Source organism: Nocardia macrotermitis (assembly GCF_009604405.1).
In the GTDB taxonomy this organism is placed as follows: Bacteria; Actinomycetota; Actinomycetes; order Mycobacteriales; family Mycobacteriaceae; genus Nocardia; species Nocardia macrotermitis.
This window is the reverse complement of the sequence record NZ_WEGK01000022.1, coordinates 17176-36870: the sequence shown is the minus strand read 5'-3', so window position 1 is coordinate 36870 and position 19695 is coordinate 17176. Positions and strand designations below refer to the sequence as shown.

Annotated in this window: 16 protein-coding genes; 15 read left to right on the top strand and 1 reads right to left on the bottom strand. The window is 67.1% G+C overall.

What is annotated here, in order from left to right; genetic code table 11:
- Positions 1-85: 85 nt before the first annotated feature.
- Positions 86-829, bottom strand: a complete 744-nt coding sequence (locus NRB20_RS33475) for an SDR family oxidoreductase (protein WP_153415428.1) — start codon at positions 827-829, stop codon at positions 86-88.
- A gap of 498 nt (positions 830-1327) precedes the next feature.
- Between NRB20_RS33475 and NRB20_RS33470 the strand changes: the two genes are divergently transcribed.
- From NRB20_RS33470 to NRB20_RS33400, 15 genes are all read left to right on the top strand, one after another.
- Entirely contained in the window at positions 1328-2839 is a 1512-nt protein-coding gene (locus tag NRB20_RS33470; RefSeq protein ID WP_153415427.1) for a hypothetical protein, read from the top strand.
- Positions 2840-2845: 6 nt separating this feature from the next.
- A complete protein-coding gene (locus tag NRB20_RS33465; RefSeq protein ID WP_153415426.1) occupies positions 2846-3124 on the top strand; it encodes a hypothetical protein in 279 nt (92 codons plus the stop codon).
- 415 nt (positions 3125-3539) lie between these two features.
- Entirely contained in the window at positions 3540-4055 is a 516-nt protein-coding gene (locus tag NRB20_RS33460; protein WP_153415425.1) for a MarR family winged helix-turn-helix transcriptional regulator, read from the top strand.
- 13 nt (positions 4056-4068) lie between these two features.
- A complete protein-coding gene (locus tag NRB20_RS33455; RefSeq protein ID WP_153415424.1) occupies positions 4069-6654 on the top strand; it encodes an MFS transporter in 2586 nt (861 codons plus the stop codon).
- Positions 6651-7472, top strand: coding sequence for a YceI family protein (locus NRB20_RS33450; RefSeq protein ID WP_153415423.1), 822 nt, complete (start codon positions 6651-6653; stop codon positions 7470-7472). The genes NRB20_RS33455 and NRB20_RS33450 overlap by 4 nt, the downstream gene beginning before the upstream one ends.
- Before the next feature lie 293 nt (positions 7473-7765).
- Positions 7766-8869 carry a fatty acid desaturase family protein gene (locus NRB20_RS33445; RefSeq protein WP_153415422.1) on the top strand — a complete coding sequence of 368 codons (1104 nt, stop codon included), beginning with the start codon at positions 7766-7768 and terminating at the stop codon, positions 8867-8869.
- Positions 8869-9429, top strand: coding sequence for an SRPBCC family protein (locus tag NRB20_RS33440; protein WP_153415421.1), 561 nt, complete (start codon positions 8869-8871; stop codon positions 9427-9429). Before NRB20_RS33445 ends, NRB20_RS33440 begins: the two co-directional genes overlap by 1 nt.
- A 325-nt stretch (positions 9430-9754) precedes the next feature.
- Entirely contained in the window at positions 9755-10204 is a 450-nt protein-coding gene (locus NRB20_RS33435) for a hypothetical protein (RefSeq protein WP_153415420.1), read from the top strand.
- A 48-nt stretch (positions 10205-10252) separates the two neighbouring features.
- Complete coding sequence (locus NRB20_RS33430) at positions 10253-11152, top strand: ROK family protein (RefSeq protein WP_153415419.1); 900 nt, start codon at positions 10253-10255, stop codon at positions 11150-11152.
- A 156-nt stretch (positions 11153-11308) separates the two neighbouring features.
- Complete coding sequence (locus NRB20_RS33425; protein WP_153415418.1) at positions 11309-12427, top strand: GAF domain-containing protein; 1119 nt, start codon at positions 11309-11311, stop codon at positions 12425-12427.
- Positions 12428-12496: 69 nt separating this feature from the next.
- Positions 12497-13579 (top strand): conjugal transfer protein, encoded by a 1083-nt coding sequence (locus NRB20_RS33420; protein WP_319945723.1) that lies wholly within the window; start codon positions 12497-12499, stop codon positions 13577-13579.
- Between the two features lie 19 nt (positions 13580-13598).
- Complete coding sequence (locus NRB20_RS33415) at positions 13599-13862, top strand: hypothetical protein (protein ID WP_153415417.1); 264 nt, start codon at positions 13599-13601, stop codon at positions 13860-13862.
- Entirely contained in the window at positions 13859-14341 is a 483-nt protein-coding gene (locus NRB20_RS33410) for a hypothetical protein (RefSeq protein ID WP_194290101.1), read from the top strand. Before NRB20_RS33415 ends, NRB20_RS33410 begins: the two co-directional genes overlap by 4 nt.
- Positions 14341-16872 carry an ATP-binding protein gene (locus NRB20_RS33405; protein WP_153415416.1) on the top strand — a complete coding sequence of 844 codons (2532 nt, stop codon included), beginning with the start codon at positions 14341-14343 and terminating at the stop codon, positions 16870-16872. The genes NRB20_RS33410 and NRB20_RS33405 overlap by 1 nt, the downstream gene beginning before the upstream one ends.
- Complete coding sequence (locus tag NRB20_RS33400) at positions 16869-19682, top strand: hypothetical protein (RefSeq protein ID WP_153415415.1); 2814 nt, start codon at positions 16869-16871, stop codon at positions 19680-19682. The genes NRB20_RS33405 and NRB20_RS33400 overlap by 4 nt, the downstream gene beginning before the upstream one ends.
- Positions 19683-19695: the final 13 nt, after the last annotated feature.

The window sequence follows — 19695 nt, the reverse complement described above, 5'->3', positions numbered from 1 at the left end:
CTCGCCCGAGCGCTGTGAATACACCGGTATGCCGGAGCAGGCCGTTCCGGCATACCGGATTCGCCCGATCCGTGGATGCGAATGCTCAGGCGCGCCAGAGTTGGTCGCCGAAGCGGGAGATGACGATATTGGGCACCACCGCGCGGGCGGACAGGCGCGAGATCGCCAGCACCATTTCGGCGATGTCGGCGGTGGGGAGCATGGCGGACGGCTCGAGTTCACCGTGCTTCCACGCGGTCATATCGGTGTCGACGTAGCCGGGGGAGATCGCGGTGGCGCTGACGCCGCGCGCGGATTCCTCCAGCGAGACCGTCTCGCACAGGGAGATCAGCGCGGCCTTGGTGGCGCCGTAGAGGGCCAGGCCCGCCTCGCCGGCGACGCCGGTGATGGAGGCCAGTGCGACGATCTTGGCGCCGCGCCGGGGGTCGGCCTCGGCGTTCTTGCGCAGCAGCGGCAGTGCGGCCTGGATCAGCGTCAGCGGGGCGCGGAAGTTGACGTCCAGCATCCGGTCGCGGTGCTTGGCGGTCAGCTCCGCGACCGCGCCCACGCTGCCGGTTCCGGCGTTGAGCACCAGCAGGTCCAGGCCGCCGAACCGCTCGGCGTGCGCGTCGACCAGGGCGGTGATCTGCGCCTCGTCGGCCATGTTGGCCGCGAACGGATGGACCTGCGCGCCGGTCTCGTCGCGGATCTGCTGGGCGGTCTGCTCGAGGGTGTCGGCGGTGCGCGCGGCGATGGTCACCGCGTAGCCCTCCCCGGCCAGGCGGCGGGCGACCTCCGCGCCGATACCGCGTGAGCCGCCGGTGACCAGTGCACTGCGAACAACCGTCATGACCCAGCCTTCTCGATGATGCGCAACGAATATCTCGGGCAATAAGTTAACACGGATTCGCGCTCGGCCGATCGGGCGGGCGGGCGATCGACCGGTCCCGCCGACCGGGGCGCGGGGAGACGACCGGCCGAGGCCGCGGAATCGATCGGGTGCTGCCAGGGGAGCGTTTGGGGGCGGCCGGGGGAGCGAGATCAGCAGAGGCCGGAAATTTGATCGGGTGCGGCCAAGGCGAGTGACCGAGTGCGGCCGGAGGAGCGATTGGCCGAGGCCGGAGATTTGATCGGGTGTGGCCGCGGCGAGTGACCGAGTGCGGTCGGAGGAGCGATTGGCCGAGGCCGGAGATTTGATCGGGTGTGGCCGCGGCGAGTGACCGGGTGTGGCCGGGATCGGGGGGCCGGTCCGGTCCATGCGGCGGGGGGATCTGTGGCAGACTCGGCACCGCACGATGCGGCCGCTCGACGGCCGTGCGTGGAAGGGTATGCGGGAGTTGGGATTGCGATGGAGCTGAGCACCATCGAGCGCCAGGTGGCGCAGGACAGGCGTGCCGCCACCCAGGAGCGCTCGGCCGAGGCCGATCTGCGGCTGGCCGCGACGCTGTGCGACTTCGCCCGCGCCCTGATCGCGACGAAGCAGGACGGGTCGGATCGGGATCGGTCCCCGGCCTCGCTGGAACCGGCGCAGGAGGCCGTGCTGATCCGGCTGCGCTGGCTGATCCGCGGGCAGGTCACCGCGCAGTTCGCCGGGCAGGTGCAGGAGGCGCTGCGGCTGTTCGAGGAGGCCGCGCGCACCATCGGCCATCGTGAGCTCGCGACCTCGACCATTCGGCAGGCGTGCGACGCGTATCACCAGGTGGCGCAGAAGTATCCGGCCGCGGCGGCGGTGTGTGCCGACGGGTTGTCCAAATGTGGTGTGTGGCTGTGCCGGTTGGATCCGGCCGCGGCCGTGGACGCCAGTGCCGAGGCCGTGCGCATTCGCGCGGGTCTGTTCGCGGCGGACCCCGAACAGTCCGGTCGGTACTACCTGGCCAGCCTGAACATGTTGTTGCGCACGTTGATGATCGGCCGCTCGCGCAAGCAGGCGCTGGCGATGTATCGCGAACGGTATTCGGCGTGGACCACCCAGCCGATGACGAGCCGGTTGCGCGCGACGCCCATCGCCGAACTCGACTTCACCGGCAAAACCGTTGCCGCACTGGGGAAGTTGGAATGCCAGACGCTCGAGCGCGCGGGCTATCTGACCCAGCAGCAGATCCTCTACCAGACCTCCGGTGACCTCTCGACGATCGAGGAGATCAACTGGAAGCTCGGCCTGGTCGGCCTGAAACCCCTTGCGGCCGGGGCACTTCCGGATCTGCCGTCCAAACCGGTGGAGATCGCCACCTCCTTCGGCGCGATCGCGGTGCGCTGCACCAGTCCGGACGCGGTGGCGCAGGTGCGGGCGGCGGTGCTGGCCGCCTACGCGGCCGACGACGTGCGGCCCGCCACCAGCACCTCGTTCCAGGGTGTGCACGAATCCCATTGGCACATACCTGATCCCGAGATGAACCTGGCCGAGACCCTCGGTGACGACGTGGTGCTCGTGGAACGCTGCGGCGGCAGCTGGATCGCGGTGGCCAGCCTGTACTGGGAACTCACCCCGGGCGGCAGAAACCCACTGGCCCTGCGACTTTCGCAGAAGTGGCCGGTGATCACGGTGAACACCACCGAGCACATGTCCTACGAATTGTGCTGGTACGCCGAAGGTGTGGCCACCCAGTACGCCGCGCTGGGGCGTCCGGCCGGTCAGCCCGCGTTGGACAAACCGTTGGCCCCCTTGAACTTCGCGGTGCTGGCCGACTACGGCGCCGACTACGCCTCGGAGACGCAGGTGCGCGCGGCGTTCGGCAACACCGCGACATTCTCCAAACTCACCAATCTGCCCACCAGCGGTATCCGGCAGGCCGGGCAGGCGCACGCGCTGGCCGACTACGGCGACCGGGTGCTGTTCCTGCGCGCCGCCGGATCGGACTGACCGGCGATGTCGGATCCCGCGCTGTCGCAAGCGGTTTCGCCGCGGTGGGAGTACGGCGGGCGGTACTACGTGGTGTGGAAGGTCACCGGCAGCGGTGAGCGGGACACCCTGGGCTGGGAACTCGAGGACGTCGGCCCCTCACCGGGGCGCGGTATCGTGCTCGAGGCGTTCGAGCAGGAGGTGTCCGGGGAGTTCGTCTTCACCGCGTACACCGATCATCCGCTGCCCTTCGCCCTGGTCCACCGCTTCGTCAACGAGGCGGCCCGGGAGATCCCGGCGCGATAGCGGGCCGGTTCCGGTGCGAGGAACCGGGTGAAATCGGGATGAAATCGCGGTGCGGATGTGTTGGACAAATGACCGTCCTTTTGCCCGGCGGTAACGAATGAGCTGTGTCGGTGCGCTCGGTCCGATCCTGTGATGAATAGCACTGATCCGAGGGCGCCCAGTTCCGCCAACCCTCGATAACGCCAACTCCAAAGGTCGGGGCCCGGGCCGATTCTGGACTGACGGAGCGGGGGAGCGAAGCGGAGGAGCGGAGGAGGGAAGAATCGGCCCTTCGGGGGCCCCGACCCGCCGGAGCGGAGCGGAGGCCAAGGACGCAGTTTGCGATGTGGTGCCTGGGCGTATGTATAGTTGTCCTTGGCAACTAGTTGTATGCGCTAACCAAAGTCTGTAGATCTATGGGAGAAGGTGAATCCCCATGACCATCGTCGGCCTCGACCCCGAGGTATCTGCCGCCAGCCCCGGCAGTGCCGTCCTCGACGACGCCGATCGGCTCGGCACCCAGCTGGTCCGGTTCATGCGGGCACTGAGCCGTGCGAAGACCCAGATGTCCAAACACGGTCCGGACGGATTGGACAGACTCGCCTACGCGGTGCTGTTCTGCCTGGTCCAGGAAGGCCCGCAGCGTACCGGCAAGATCGCCGAACTGCTGCACGCCGAGACCTCCACCATCAGCAGGCAGACCCGATCCCTCGTCACGCACGGCATGGTCGAACGCCGGGCGGACCCCGTCGACGGCCGTGCCTGCGTGCTCGCCGCCACCGAGGAGGGGGTGCGCGTCTTCGAAGAGAACCGTCGGCAACGGAACCTCTGGCTCGCCGGAATCCTGGCCGACTGGCCCGCGACTGAGCGGTCCGATCTCATCACACTTCTCGACCGGCTCAACGCCGACATCGAGACAACCCCATCGCTGTGTACAGCCGAACCGAAATAGGGTTTGAACAACTATGACGACTTCGACAACCGAAGCGCCGGTGGCCCGGCCAGAACCGGCGGAGGAGAGTATGTTCCTCTCCCACCGTCAGGTTCTGACGGTTCTGTCGGGCTTGCTGCTGGGCATGTTCCTGGCGGCGCTGGATCAGAACATCGTGAGCGTGGCGATCGTCCGGATCGCCAACAGCCTGCACGGCTTCGATCAGCAGGCCTGGGCCACCACGGCATATCTGATCACCGCGACCATCAGCACCCCGCTGTACGGCAAACTCGCCGACATCTACGGCCGAAAGCCGTTCTTCCTCACCGCTATCGGCATCTTCGTCATCGGCTCGGCGGCCTGTACGTTCGCCACCTCGATGTACGAACTCGCCGGATTCCGGGCCTTCCAGGGTCTGGGCGCCGGTGGTCTGATGTCGCTGGCGATGACCATCATCGGTGACATCGTCCCGGCCCGTGAGCGCGTGCGCTACCAGGGCTATTTCATGATGGTGTTCGGCATCTCCACGGTGCTGGGCCCGGTGCTGGGCGGCTGGTTCTCCGGCTTCGACCACCTGTGGGGCCTCGAGGGCTGGCGCTGGGTGTTCCTGGTCAACGTGCCGATCGGCATCGTCGCGCTGGGGGTGGTGGCGCGAGTGCTGAACGTGCCACATCGAAGGCAGAGTCACAAGGTCGACTGGTGGGGCGCGGTAGCCCTGGCGATATGTGTGGTCCCGCTGCTGATCGTCGCGGAGCAGGGCCGGTCCTGGGGCTGGGGCGAGAGCAAGTCGATCATCTGCTACGCCATCGGCGCGGTCGGGCTGATCCTGTTCATCTTCGTCGAATACCTGATGAAGGACGCGGCGCTGATCCCGCTGCGGCTGTTCAAGAACTCGACCTTCAGCGTCGTCATCGCCGGTGGTTTCATCGTCGGTGTCGCGATGTTCGGTGCGATCTCGATGGTGCCGCTGTACTGGCAGGTGGTGCGCGGCTACTCGCCGACCTCGGCGGGTCTGCTGATGCTGCCGCTGGTGGCGGGCATCATGATCGGTTCGCTGATCTCCGGGCAGGTCACTCGGTTCACCGGGCGGTACAAGGTGCTGCCGGTGGTCGGTACGTTCGTGATCGCGCTGGGCGCGCTGCTGTACTCGCAGGTGCACTACGACAGCGCGATCTGGCAGCCCCTGCTGTACAGCGGCATCATCGGCCTGGGCCTGGGCGGCTGTATGCAGACGTTGATCATCGCGGCGCAGAACGCGGGCCCGCGCACCGATATGGGTGTGTCCACCGCGTCGGCGACGTTCTTCCGGCAGATGGGCGGCACCCTGGGTGTCGCGGTCTTCCTGACGATCATGTTCAACCTGCTGCCGAACAAGATCATCGATGCGTTCGGCGGTCATCTGCCCGCCGGGTTCGACGCGTCCAAGCTCGGCAGCATCCAGAGCAATACCAGCGGTATCGCCGCTCTGCCGGCGGTGGTGAAGGATCCGATCCTGATCGGCTTCACCAACTCCCTGCACGGCGTGTTCTGGGCCGCGTCCGGCGTGGCGCTGGTGGCGTGCCTGGTGCTGCTGTTCATGAAGGAAATCCCACTTGCGGACCCCAAGGCCGCTGCGCCGAAGGCCGATGAGCCGATCGACGCGACCGAGAACTCTTGGGAGGAAAGTCAGGTTTGGGAGGGTGCGGCACAGGCGCTCTCCGAGCCGGAGCCGGTGCTGGCCGGTGCGGTCGCGGGCAGGCATGCCGCGATCGAACGCAATGGCAACGGTGCGGCTGCGTATACGAATGGAACGGCGGTGTCACAGATGGCCATCAGGAGTTCTTCGGCCGGATTCGCCTCGGCGGACGGTGAGGTTCGCACGATCGGCGGCCGGGTCAGGCGCGAGGACGGGCGGGCGGTGGCCGGTGCCGCGCTCACGCTGATCGATACGCGCGGTCACCAGGTCTCCCGGGCGACCGGTGACGGTGAGGGCGGTTACACGATCGGCGCGCCGACCTCGGGCAGCTATGTGCTGATCGTCTCGGCGGCCGGGCATCAGCCCTCCGCGGTGAACGTCACGGTCGGCAGCGGATCGCAGTCGCTGGACGTGGCGTTGCAGGGTTCGGGCGAACTGTCCGGCGTGGTGCGCGCGGCCGGGCGCGGTGAGCCGCTGCCCGCGGCCACGGTGACGCTGACCGATATGCGCGGCGAGGTCGTCGGCGCGGCGGTCACCGGACAGGACGGCGCGTACGTCTGCCACGGCGTGGTGTCCGGGGTCTACACCCTGGTCGCGGTGGCCGATCACATGCGGCCCAACGCGCTGACGTTGACGGTGCCCGAGAGCGGGCAGTTGCGGCACGACATCGAACTCTCGGCGATGACGGTGCTGTCCGGTGCGGCCTGGGCCAACGGTCGCGCGGTGCCGGACGCGCAGGTGACGGTGCTGGACGTGAACGGATCGCCGGTCGCGACCGCGCGGACCGACGCCGAGGGCCACTACCTGGTCTCGGATCTGCCCGAGGGCGAATACACCGTGGTGGCCAGCGGCTACCCGCCGGTGACCAGTCAGGTCACCGTCGCGGGCGGCGAGATCAGCCACGACGTGCGGCTCGGATACGAGGAGGCGGCAAAGCAGTCATGAGTGGATTGACGGCACGAATTCACACCACCGAAGGGTGGCCGGTACCCGAGGCGGTGCTGACGGTGACCGATCTGACCGGCCGTCAGCTCGCTCGGGCGACCGCGAACGAGACCGGGGACGTGGCCACCGAGCCGCTGCCCGCGGGTGTGTGCACCGCGATCATCACCGCGCCCGGATACCAGCCGACCGCGCAGGTGGCGCGGGTCGGCGCGGACGGTTCCGGGCGGTTGGGACAGATCGTGCTGGCGGCGGAGGCCGGGACCAACCCGGCCCCGCCGGCCGGGCCGTGGACCATCGATCCGGTGCACTCCATGGTGGTCGCGACCGCGCGGCACCTCGGTATCGCGAGCATCAAGGCGAATTTCACCGAGGTGAGCGGACGGCTGAACATCGCCGACACCCTGGAGAATTCGACGGGTTTCGCCGAGATCAAGACCGCGAGCATCGACACCGGTATCGGGATGCGCGACGACCATCTGCGGTCGGCGGACTTCCTGGACGCGGAGAAGTTCCCGTTGATCTCGTTCACCGGCAGTGGTTTCCGCCGCGTCGGCGGTGACCGGCTGGTGATGCCGGGCGAGCTGAGCCTGCACGGCCAGGTCCGCCCGATCGAGCTGGACATCACCTACGGCGGGTACGGTCCCGACCCGTGGGGCGGGGTGCGCGCGGCGTTCCACGCCGAGATGCAACTGCACCGGAACGATTTCGCGATCGATTACAACGCCATGGTGCGCGCGGGTATCGCCGCGGTCGGCACCACGGTGAAGGTCGAGCTCGACATCGAACTCGTGCAGGGTGACTCACTGCCCCAGATGTAGACGAATTCCCTTGGGCCGCCCCGGTTTCCGGATCGGGGCGGCCCTTCGGCGTAGGTGCGCCGCGCATCCGACGCCCGGATGCGGGACGATGGACGCACGACGACCGCCGTGGGCGGATCGGGCGCGGTGGCATTAGGCTCGGGGCGTCGCACAGATGTGATGTCGAGCCAGGTGCCTGTTCACCTGCTGGATGTGTCGTCGAGGGATCCTGTTGTCCGTGTGTGCGAGCCGCGGGTGCGGTGGCGCGGATCCTGGAGAACCAAGTCGGAGCAGAACGGCGGACGCGCGTGGTAATGGAGTATCCGGCGGGCGGGGTTGCGCTGCAATCCGGTCCGGAAGTGAACGTGTCGGCCGAAGGCGCTGTGGCGCAGTCCGATTCGATCGGGACTCGCGGCAGTGAGTACGCGACGCTGATGCGGCGGGTGCGGTCGGCGGGTCTGCTGGAACGGCGGGTGCGGTACTACCTGCGGCTCGGTGCGATCGCGATGACCGCGCTGGTGGCCGGGTGGGTGGTGTTCGTCGTGGTGGGCGACTCGTGGTGGCAGTTGGTCACCGCGGCGGTGTTGGCCGCGATATTCACGCAGTTCGCGTTCCTGGGACACGACGCCGGGCATCGGCAGATCTTCCGCACCTGGCGGGCGAACCACCTGTTCGGGTTGATCGCCGGGAATCTGTGCATCGGGGTTAGCGTCGGCTGGTGGACCAGCAACCACAACCGGCATCACGCGCACCCCAACACCGAGGGGGCCGATCCGGACATCATGGGCGTGCTGGCCCATTCCGGTGCGCGCGCGGCCGTCGGGCGGGGGCTGCGGCGGCTGATCTTCCGGTATCAGGGGTGGCTGTTCTTCCCGATGCTGCTGCTGGAGGGGCTGAGTCTGCACGGCGCGAGCGTGAAGGCCGTGCTGTGGTGGCCGATCCGCAATCGCGGCTGGGAGGCGTTGCTGCTGGCCGCGCACGTGGTCGGGTATCTGGCGCTGGTCGCGACGGTGCTGCCGCCGGGTAAGGCGCTGGCGTTCATCGCGGTGAACCAGGGGCTGTTCGGGTTGTTCATGGGCTGCACCTTCGCGCCGAATCACAAGGGGATGGCGGTGCTGGGCGAGGACGAGTCGGTGGACTTCCTGCGGCGGCAGGTGCTGACCTCGCGCAATGTGCGGGGTGGTCGCGTCATCGATATCGCCATGGGCGGCTTGAACTATCAGATCGAGCATCACCTGTTCCCCTCGATGCCGCGGCCGAACTTGCGTCACGTTCGTCCGATGGTGATCGAGTTCTGCGCCGAACGCGACGTGCCGTACTGCGAGACCGGGCTGCTGGAGTCGTATTCGCAGGCGCTGCGTCATCTGCACGAGGTGGGTAAGCACGCGGGTCGTCTCGATGGAAAGGAACAGTCCTGATGAGTGCGCAGTCCTATCGGCCGGGTCCGTTGCGGCAGGTCGAGTTGGTGCGGGAGGACGGGCGGTGGGCGCTGGTGTTCACGCGGGCGTTTCCGCATGCGGCGGAGGCGGTGTGGGCGGCGTCGACCGAGCCGGGGGAGTTGGCCCAGTGGGCGCCCTATACGGCCGATCGGTCGTTGGCGGCGGTCGGGGCGGTTACCCTGATCATGATCGACGGGGAGGCGAAACTCGAACTGCCGGGGGAGGTTTCGCGGGTGGAGCGGCCGCGGCTGCTCGAATACACCTGGGGCGGTGAGGTTTTGCGGTGGGAGTTGAGCGAAAGTGACGGCGGCACAACGGTTCGGCTGACGCATCTGCTGTCCGATCGGGCGCAGGCCGCGATGATGGCCGCAGGGTGGCACATGTGCCTGGATGTCGCGGAGTTGCTGCTGGCCGGTACGCCTGTAGGGCCGATCGTCGGGGCGGAGGCGATGAATCACGGGTGGGCCGAACTGAATCGCGCGTACTCGGTGGAACTGGGTGTGGAGCCGGTCGAACCGCCGATGTCGACCGAGCGCTGAGCGTCGGCTCGGTATTTGCTCGGTCGTCCAGGGCGGCTGTTGTCGGGGGATTCGACACGAGGTTGTCGTGGGATTCGCGATATCCGCGTGACATGGGACGTTGGTATTTGGACCGTTGTATAACGGGGCATGAAATCCGCACCTGGGTGATGAGCCGTTGTGCAGCGATCAAAGGGGTTGCCGCAGGGCGAGGTCTGGGTTAACGTGCGGAGTACGGCGGCATTGCTGCCGGATTCCGGGGACTGTCGAGCAGCCCTGATGCCCGATCAACCATGACAACGCGCCCGCGTCGCGGCGTGTGTCTCGGCGTCCCCGGAGGCGACCCATGACCACCGTGCAGACCACCCGCACTGCCCTCGAATCGCATGTGCCGAAACAGCTTTCGGCGATCCACGGCCGCCCCGCGTATCGGCCGCCGTGTGCGGACGGTCCCGACGACTGGGATATGGACGCCGGAAATCCGGACTCCTGGCGCTCGGCCGTGCGGATCTGCGCCGAATGCCCGCTGTTCACCAACTGCCGCCAGCTGGCCGAATCCCTGATCGAGCGCGGCAGCGGCCCCCGGGCCATGATCTGGGCCGGCGTCGCCTACGACGCCGCGGGCCGGGTGGTGGAGAACCTGGACCGGCATCGCGTCGCGCCGATCGACCACAAACGACCGCTGCGCATCATCCGCAACGGTGCGCGTCCGGTGTGCACCGAGCCCGCGCCGCCCACGCCGCGGCGGCGTATCGTGCTCGGGCATCGGCTCGCGCCGACCGGGACCGACGAGTGACGGTCTCCGGGAACTGACGGCGAATCATACTGTGGTGGTGGGTAATTCATGACGATACTGGCGTTGGAGATCGGTCCCGAGGGTTTCGCGGTGGGCCCGGTGGCCGAGGATGCCGACGACGAGGACATCCAGCGGATTCCGATTCCGGCCGAGGGGGTCTGGGACGCCTGCCGCGACCTGCTGCTCGACGTGGCCGCGGACGAGGAGGTCACGGCCGTGGGGATCGCCTCGGCGGGACCGATCGATATGAGCGCCGGGGTGATCGCCCCGATCGATATCGCCGAGTGGCAGACGGGTTTCGCGATCGTGGAGGCGGTGCAGAAGCTGTTTCCCGTCGCGGTGGTCCGGCTCGCCATCGACGGTGTGTGCCTGGGCCTGGCCGAACGCACCTTCGGCGCGACGCACTCGGTGATGGACGCGATGTCGGTGACAGTGTCGCACCGGATCAGCGCCGGTGTGATGGTGGGTGGATTCGTCGTGGTCGGGCGCACCGGTAACGCCGGCAACCTCGGACATGTGCAGGTCCCGGGCTTCGACGACCCGTGCGAATGCGGTGGCCGCGGCTGCCTCGAATCCGTCGCGGGTGGGGCGGCGCTGCTGCGCTGGGCGCGGGGCCGGGGCTGGACCGGGAACTCGCTGGCCGCGCTGACCGAAACCGCCAAGATCGGCGACGAGATCGCGGTGGAGGCCATGGGCCGGGCCGGTACCGCGCTCGGCCGGGCGATCGCCTCGGTCGCCCCGCTGCTGGATATCGACCTGGTCGTGGTGGGTGGCCGGGTGGCGGAATCCGGTCCGGCGCTGTGGAAACCGCTGGCCGCGGCCGTCGCGACGCATGCCAGGCTCGGATTCCTGACCGGGCTGCGCGTGGTGCCCTCGGAACTTCAGGGCCTGGGCCCGCTGGCGGGGGCGGGGGTGCTGGCGATGAGTGCGGATCAGGCCGAGGAGTAGCGCCCGGCGTCCGGAATCAGCCGTTGAGTGACCTGTTGAATGTACCGCTAAATAACGGTACATTGAACTGGTATTGATCGTGGTCGTCGGGGCCACGGCACCGGAGAACGGCTGATACGGGCGAGTTCGATGCGAAACGGCGTGGTGATCCCATGGATGACGATCGAAACGTTGACACCGGATGCGATGTCGGTGGTGTCGATGGGCGAGGACCCACGCGGGTTCGCGGACTGGCAACGCGCCCTGCAACGGCTGCTCACCAAGATGCCGGTGTTGTACGACACCTTCAGCACCGCCCGTCTCGCCGAGGCCATGCGACGCACCCGCGATCAGGCCGAGGAGGTGGACGTCCGGATCCCGACCCGATCCGGCCCGCACGAGTTGAAGATCCGGCCGGTCTTCGGCCCGGCCGGTGACGTGCACGCGATGCGGCTGTGGCTCGGACCCGCGACCGCGCGGATACCGCGGCCGCGCGCGGCGGTGGGCGCGATCTGGGACATGACCACCCAGACCGTGCAGCAGCCCAGCGGCATCACGCAGCTGACCGGCATCTCCGCCGAGGAATACCTGCCCCGGATGTCGATCGCGGGACTGTTCCACCGGATGTCGGCGTTCGATCGGCACGCGGAGGTGCTCGACCTGCTCTACGAGCCGAAGCCCGGCGACAAACTGCAATTCGAGGCCACCGTGCCGAATACGTCCGGCCCCGTGGGACGTTGGCGCATCACCATCCGCGCCCGCGACGACCAGCGCACGCGCGGCGCGTGGTTGCTGATCGAGGACGTGTCCGCGGCCGACGCCCCCATCGGTTCGGCCGCCCTGGAACGGATCGGCCTGCGCGAGGCGCACCGCCGCGCCGGAACACATCTCGCGGTCGTGCAGCTCGAGCACACCAGCATCTCGCACTGGCTGACCGATCCGGCGCCGTGGGTGCGGTGGGATTATCTGTTCCGGCCCATCGACGTCTTCCATCCGGATGATCGGGCGCGCCTGGCCGAGCTGGGTGATCGGGTGCGCGTCGGCGATACCGCGAGCGTGACGGTCCGGGCGCTCAACTACGCCGGCGACTACACCCCGACCACGCTGCTGCTCTACCCCTATCCCGGGTACTCGAGCAGGCAGCTGGCGATCGCGCAGTTGCTGCGCGTCGCCGATGACGTCCCGGTGCTCGAACCGCATCGTCATCCCCCCGATACGCACCTGTCCGCGCCGATCGGATACGACGATCAACTGCGGCACTGGCTCGCCGGACACCTCAAACGCAGCCCCGCCTGAGCGCCGGCCTTCCCAGCGGTGGGGGCAGCCGGGCCTTCGGAAAGGGCCAGGTTATCTACCATTCCGAGAGTGCGGACAGGGCTTGGCAGATCGGCGGATTCGGGCGATGAACTCCTTCGCCGCATGGCCGCACGCCGCCGCCGTGACAATGTCGTGGTCGCCGTTCTGGCCGTGCTGGCGATCCTCGGTGGCGGCCACACGATCCTGGGCTGGTTCGCCACACCGCCGCGCGGCCCGTCGGACGACACGACGACGAAGATCCTCGGACGTTCGGAGCTCGCGGAGTCCTTCGCCCGCGATTTCGTGGTGACGTACCTGAGCGCGTCGGCCAATCAGCAGGACGAGATCGCCCAGTATGTGAGCTCCGGACAGCAGGTCACGCTGCCCGCCACCGGGCGTCAGGTGGCCGATCCGGCGGTGGTGTTCGCCGAGCGGGAAGTGTCGAATCCGCAGCTCGAGGTGTGGGCGGTGACGATCTCGGCCCGGGTGGGCAAGGCGGCCGCGGCCCCGGCGAGTACGGCCGCGACCTCGTCGAGCAGTGGAACCACAAGTGCCGCAAGCAAATCCGCGTCCGCGGGGCCGGGGCGGCAGTACTACCGGGTCGCGGTGTCGGTCGGTGCCGGGCGAGTGCGCGCGTTGACGCTGCCCGCCGCGGTCGACGCCCCGGGACGCGGCTCGGATCTCGCTCTGGCGAACCAGAACTCGTGCAATGCCGACAGCCCCTTCGGGCAGGTCGTGTCCGGATTCCTGACCGCCTACCTGACCGGATCCGGTGACCTGTCCCGGTACACGGTCCCGAACTCCGGCATCGTCGCGCCGACCCCGGCCCCGTTCGTCTCGGTCGAGACCGCCATGGTCGCCGCCGAGAACTCCGGTTGCGGCACCAGCGGGGCGACGGCCCGGATCCTGGCCACGGTGAATCCGAAGGCGACCGACGGCGCGGCTCCGACGCTGGCCTACCCGCTGACGATGGTCCTGAGCGCGGGCAAATGGCAGGTGCAGAGCATCGATCCGCTTCCGCCACTGCGGAATCCGCTGACCGTCGTGGTCGGTGACGCCACCCAGGGGCCGCAGGTACAGAGTTCCCCGTCGAGCGTGGTCACCACCGCTCCGTCCAGCGCGGTGCAGGTCCCACCGGCGAAACAGAACTGATCCGGAAGGGGCAGTCACCATGGGTAGTCAACTGAGCATCATCCTGGTCTACATCCTGCAATGGGTGCGCTGGGGAGGCATCATCATGATCGCGATCATCGGCATGAGCATCCTGCTGTCCGAGGCGGCGAAATCGAAGCTGTCCCCGTCGCGGATCATCGCGGTCGCGGGTTCGGCGATCCTGGCCGCGGTGCTGTTCTGGCTGCTGCCGACGCTGGTGAACTACGCGCGCGTCGACTCCAACAACATCGTGCCCGACCACCCGATCGGCAGCTACCAGTGACCACCCCGGTCAAGGTCTTCACCCCGATCAAACGCGTCCCGACCATGATCGGGAAGGCGCAGAACGGGCAGAAACTCCCCTTCGGCCCCTACACCCTGCCCCAGATCGCCGGCGGCGCAACACTTCTGGTGATCAGCTCGGTGTGCGCGATGGTGCTGCCGATCAACGCGGCGGTGACGTTCGTGGTCGGGTTGGCGGTGACGGGGGTGAGCGTGTTCGGGCTGGGGCTGGTGCCGTACACGGGGGTGCGGATGACCTCGCGGGTGCTGTGGGTGGGGCGGTTGATCTTCGTGCGTAAGCCGGTGTCGGCGTCGGGGGTGCCGATCGATGTCGACTCGGCGGACACGGAGATGTTCGTGGAGGAGTCCGTGGTCGTCATCCTGCCCGGTGGTGAGATCGAGCGCGCCGCCGCGCCGCGATGGCCCCTGGCCCTGTCCGGAAGTGACAGCGCCGCAATCGAATCCGGAGGGCGCGACTGATGGCGTTCGAACGCGAACTACAGCCGACCGCCGCCATTCGGGGGAACCTGCAATTCACCCATTCCGGACTGGTGACCGCGACATATTTCATCAACCCGCTCGGCTACGGTCTGCGCAAGCCGTCCGACAAATTCGACGTGAAAATGGCGCATCATTCGCTGATCACCAATCTGCCGAACGGTTCGCTGCTGCTGGGAGTGCAGGCGCGGCTCAACACGATCGACGTCCTGACCAAGATGGTCGAGGGTATCGACCTTGACGAATGCGAGGACTACGCCGACGAGGTCGTCGCCTCCTACGAGCGGATCCGGCTGATCATGCCGCAGACCCGCATCTATCTGCTGACGATCCCGGTGGGCACCGCCTCGACCTCCGGCGTCTCGGCCCTGTCCCGGATGTGGCGTGGCAGCACCACCACGATCGATGCCACCGCGGTCTCGCGCGCCGAACTGGACCAGTACGCGGACAAGGCGCAGGAGATCCTGTCCCGCATCGGCAGTGATTTCGATCCGGTGCCGGTGCCCGCCGCGCTGTTCCAATGGCTGTGGGAGCACTATCTGTCGCGTGGCGCGGCGGGAGATCCGTTCGCGCCCACCCAGGCCGAGGCCCTGGACGACGCGACCGCGGCCGTGTTCCGGTCCGCGGCGCTCGACGAGGGCGCGAACACCGACCGATCGCACCGGTTGCGGCCGTCGTTCATCCCGGTGATCAAACTGGTGCAGCCGGACTACGAATTCATGCCGTCCTATCAGTCGATGCTGACGCCGCATTCATTTCCCTACGCGGGCATGGCTTTTCCCGGCGGCAGCGAATTTCTCAACGTGCTCGACGGCATGTCGGAGGTCACCGTCGACTGGGGGATGCGGATTTCGACCCGGCCCGCCGATCAGGTGCTCAAGGGTAACGAGCTGAGTCTGCGGCGACTGGGCGAGCAGATGGATCAGCGGGATCAGGAGGTCTCGTTCGCACAGAACACCCTGGCCTCCAAGGTGCGGATGCTGGGCGAGTACAACCAGCATTTCGAGGTGAACGGCGGCGAATCGGAGGTGTCGTTCACCACCGTCATCGCGGTCGGCGGGCCTACCCGCGAGATCACGATGGACGCGGTCAACAGCCTCAAACGCAAGTACAAACGCTTCCAGATCGAGATGACCACGCCGGTCGGCGCGCAGGTCGATCTGTGGTCGATGCTGATGCCCGGCAGTCCGCGGCGGCGGGCGTTCGACGATTTCGCCCACATCCTGCCCTCGGACATGTGGGCCGGATTCGTGCCGTTCAACACCTCGCAGGTGGGTGACGACAGTGGTCCGGTGATCGGCGTCAATCTGCTGTCCGGACATTTCGAGCCGATCCACTTCGGCATCATGGAGGCCGCGCTGCACGATCTGTCGGCATCCTTCGCGGTGACCGGTGAACTCGGTTCGGGGAAGTCCTATTTCCTGAAGCTCATGGCCGTGCTGGTGCACGACATGGGCGGTCAGTTCCTGGCCATAGATCGCAGTCAAGTGGGCGAATGGGAGCATTTCGCCAGATCCATCGACAATGCGGTCGTCATCGATCTGGCCAACCCGACCGTGTCGCTGGATCCGCTGCGGCTGTTCGACGACCGGATCGCCGGTGAGCGGACCCTGGACACCATCCTGCCGCTGCTGGATCTGTCCCCGACCTCCGGATCCGGCGCCGCGATCAGCAACCTGCTGACGCCGAAAGGCATTGCCGAGCACGGTATTCGGAGCATGCTCGACCTGTTCCAGGTGATCTGCCGATTGCGGGATCAGCCCGGCAGCACCGAGGAGTACGCGGATCTGGCCGCACGGCTGGGGACGGTCGCGAATCGGATGCCGGTGCTGTTCGATCCGAAGCTGCCGCCGCTGAGCCTGACCGCCGCGGCCACCGTGGTGCGCAGTCACCATCTGGCGCTGCCGACGGCCGAGGAACTCGTCACACCGCATCTGTACAACCGGCTGCCGCTGACCAAACGGCTCGGCACGGCGCTCTACGAACTGGTGGGTGTCGCGGCGCGCGAGGCGTTCCTGGCCGACAACGGCAGATTCGGACTGCTCGTCGGCGACGAGGCGCACCACTTCACCCAGACCCAGGTGGGATCGGCGGTCACCTCCGATTTCAGTCGTGACGGCCGTAAACACCTGGCCGCGATCGGGCTGGCCTCGCACGATCCGGCCACCGACTTCCAGGGTGCGGCACACAATCTCATTCCGAACCGCTTCGTGTTCCGGCAGCGGGACGAGACGCTCGCGCGCAACAGCCTGGAGTGGCTCGGCGTCGATCTGGAACAGGCGCCGTTCCTGCTGTCGATGTTGCGGGAGGAGACCTCGCCGCCCGTCGGGCCGGGGCGGCAGGTGCCCGAGGAACGTCGCGGCGAGATGTTCATGCGGGACGCGTTGAACCGGATCGGCCGCGGCAAGATTCTCGGGCCCGCTCGCTACGATCGGGCCGCGGCGATCACCAGCACGCCGTCGTCCGGTGGGGGTGGCCGGGCCGAATTACCGGCACGACAGGTAGCCCGGTGAGTACCGCGGGCGGCGGCACCGTGCGCACGCGACTGTCGCGGTGGGTCGGTTCGATCGGGGAGCCGGAATTCTGGAATCCGGATCGCTGGCAACCACGCACGCTGTATCTGCGGTATCGCGGCTGGATCAGGGCGAGCCGGCGACGGCGCTGGACCGCGTGGATCGTCGGTATCCTGTTCGCGCTCTTCGTCTTTCCCGGTGTGATCGGCGGGATCGCCTCGGCCTTCATCGATCCGAACGGCGGATTTTCCGGGAACAGCGCCACGAGTGGATTGGGGACCACCGATTCGTCGGGGGTCCCGCTGGCGAACTACACGATGGTCATCGATCACGGCAGTATCTTCAATCCCGGCAATACGGTGCTGGGCTCGTTGATCAGCCTGATCGCCGTGGGGTGGCTGGCCATCGATCAGCTGGCCATCTGGGGAATCGATTCGACGCTGAGTTTCGGGTGGCTGGATATGATCGCCACTCCGCTGCACGGCGCCGCGAAGAGTTTCGCCGGGCAGGTGGCGACGCCGGTGGTCTTCGTCGCCGCGGTCACCATCGGCGGCGGGTTCGTCGCCTATTTCGTGGTACGCGGCCTGCATTCCAAAGCGACCATGCAGGTCGTGACCATGCTCATGGTGGCGGTGCTGAGTCCGGTGTTCCTGGCGGATCCGCTGGGTGAGGTGCTGTCCTCGGACGGGCTGCTGGCCAAGGGGCGCGATGTCGGCGTCGCGGTGGCCGCCGGATTGAACGGGGAGGACAGCAAGGATTCGACGACGCTGGTCAAATCCATGCAGGGCATCCTGACGGACAATCTGGTTCGAAAACCGTTGCAGGTGTGGAACTTTGGGCATGTGGTCGACGATCAGGCGGCATGTAAGCAGGCATGGTCGGCGGGGATCACCGCGGGTGACGACGGCAAGGTCAGGAGTGGACTGCGCAGCTGCGGGGATACCGCCGCCTATGCCGCGACCAACCATCCGACCTGGGGGCAGGTCGGGGCCGGGTTGCTGCTGCTGGTGTTCGGTGGGATTCTGCTGCTGTTCGCGGCGTATCTATCCATAAACGTCGTATGGTCCGCTCTGGATGCGATATATCACGGGGTGCTCGCATTGGTCGGATTCGCGGCGGGCGGATACGTGTACGGCCCGCCGCAGAGTTTCACGATATCGAATGTGGTGCACGGTTTCATCGCGGGGTGGCGAATGACCGCCTATATCGTGTTCATAGCTTTCTATCTCCTGTTCATAGGCGATCTGTTCGATAAGGCCGGGGGACAGGTGATCACGGTGATCATTCTCGCGGGGGCCGTCATGGTCATCATGATCTTCCAGTTCGACCGGATCGGGAACAGTATCACGAAAGGTGGGGAGGCGATCGCCGGGAAGATTTCGTCGGCGGTGCAGAGTGGGGTTGCGGGGTATGGGCAGACTTTCGCCGGGGCCGGCTTCGGGGGTGGGGGCGGCGGGGGTGGCGGCGGTATGGGGATCGCCGGTCACGCCCTGTTGATGTCGACTGCCGCGATGCAGGGCATGAGCGCTCTCGGCGTGGTTGCCAACTCGCCGTTGACCGAATGGCTGGCCGGGGGTGTGCGTCATCCGTTGTCGCGTAATGCGCGCATGGAATACCGGGCGATGCGAGCCGCTTGGCGGAATCAGTCCGATCCTCGTTGGCTCGCCGCTCAGCGAGCCAGCGTGGCGAACCAGTCCGACCCCGATTGGCTCGTCGCGCAGCGGGCGGGTGTCATCAATCAGGCGGATCCCAACTGGCTGCTTGCCCAGCAGCACGGCGTGGCGCATCAATCGCATCGCGATTGGCTCAACGCCCAGCGGCAGCAGGTGATCGATCGGCGTCAGTGGCGGGATCTGGCGCGCGCGGCCGCAGTGGCGAACGGTGGGCTCAATACTCCGCAGGGTGCCACCGCCGCGCTGACAACTCTGCTGGATCATGGTGTGTCGCACCGAGACGTACTGGGCATGATGGAGATGGCGGGTTTGACGGACTCGCGGCTCAACGCCGGGGCGGTTCATTCGTGGGGCCGGATGTTGGCGGTCGCTCCCGAAAGCACGTTCAAGAGCCTCAATCTCGGGTACCTGGCCGCTTCGACCTCGCGGCTGCGGAATTCGATGGAAGGGCTGGCGCGCGGGCATCCAGGCGTCACGATGGACCACGTGGTTTCCGACTTCGGAACCGTGCACCGGGCGCTGAATCTGTATCGCGAGCAGGCGGAAGCGCATGTTCGTCTCGACGAGCTGGCCGGTCCCGGTGAACTTGGTTATCGCGGGGAAGCGGAATATGTGCGTAGTTATCTGGAAGAAGCGACGGAAGCGAAGATCAAAGCCTTGCAGGAAGTCGCGAACGGTAACTTCAGGCTGCCCGATATCGATATGATCGATGATCCGCTCCGTCCCGGGGTTCGAATTGCCGATCCTGCTCACGAGAACTACGAGCTCTATCAGGCGAAGTCGATACTGGAAGCGATGCCGATACCGAATTACAGCGATGGATCGGCTATACCCACGGAACTCCACGACGAATTCAAGGCAGAGCATGCGGGCCGCATGATGGACGCCATCGCACATGCGGAATTCAGGCCGATAGCGGATGCTTACGACGGTTTCCGAGCGGATCCCGGGAACCCGAATTGGTTCAGGAATTTTCGGCGGGCAGTCAACAACGCGCAGCGGACGGAACGTTTGGCTACCGGTATGAACCGGACCACGACGGCCGGGCTCCAATCGCCCGGATGGGGCGAACCCAGCAATCCGGGGCATTGGCACACCGTCTTCGATCCGCTGGGCGATCGTCTGGCCGGGCGATGACATCGAGGTGAGG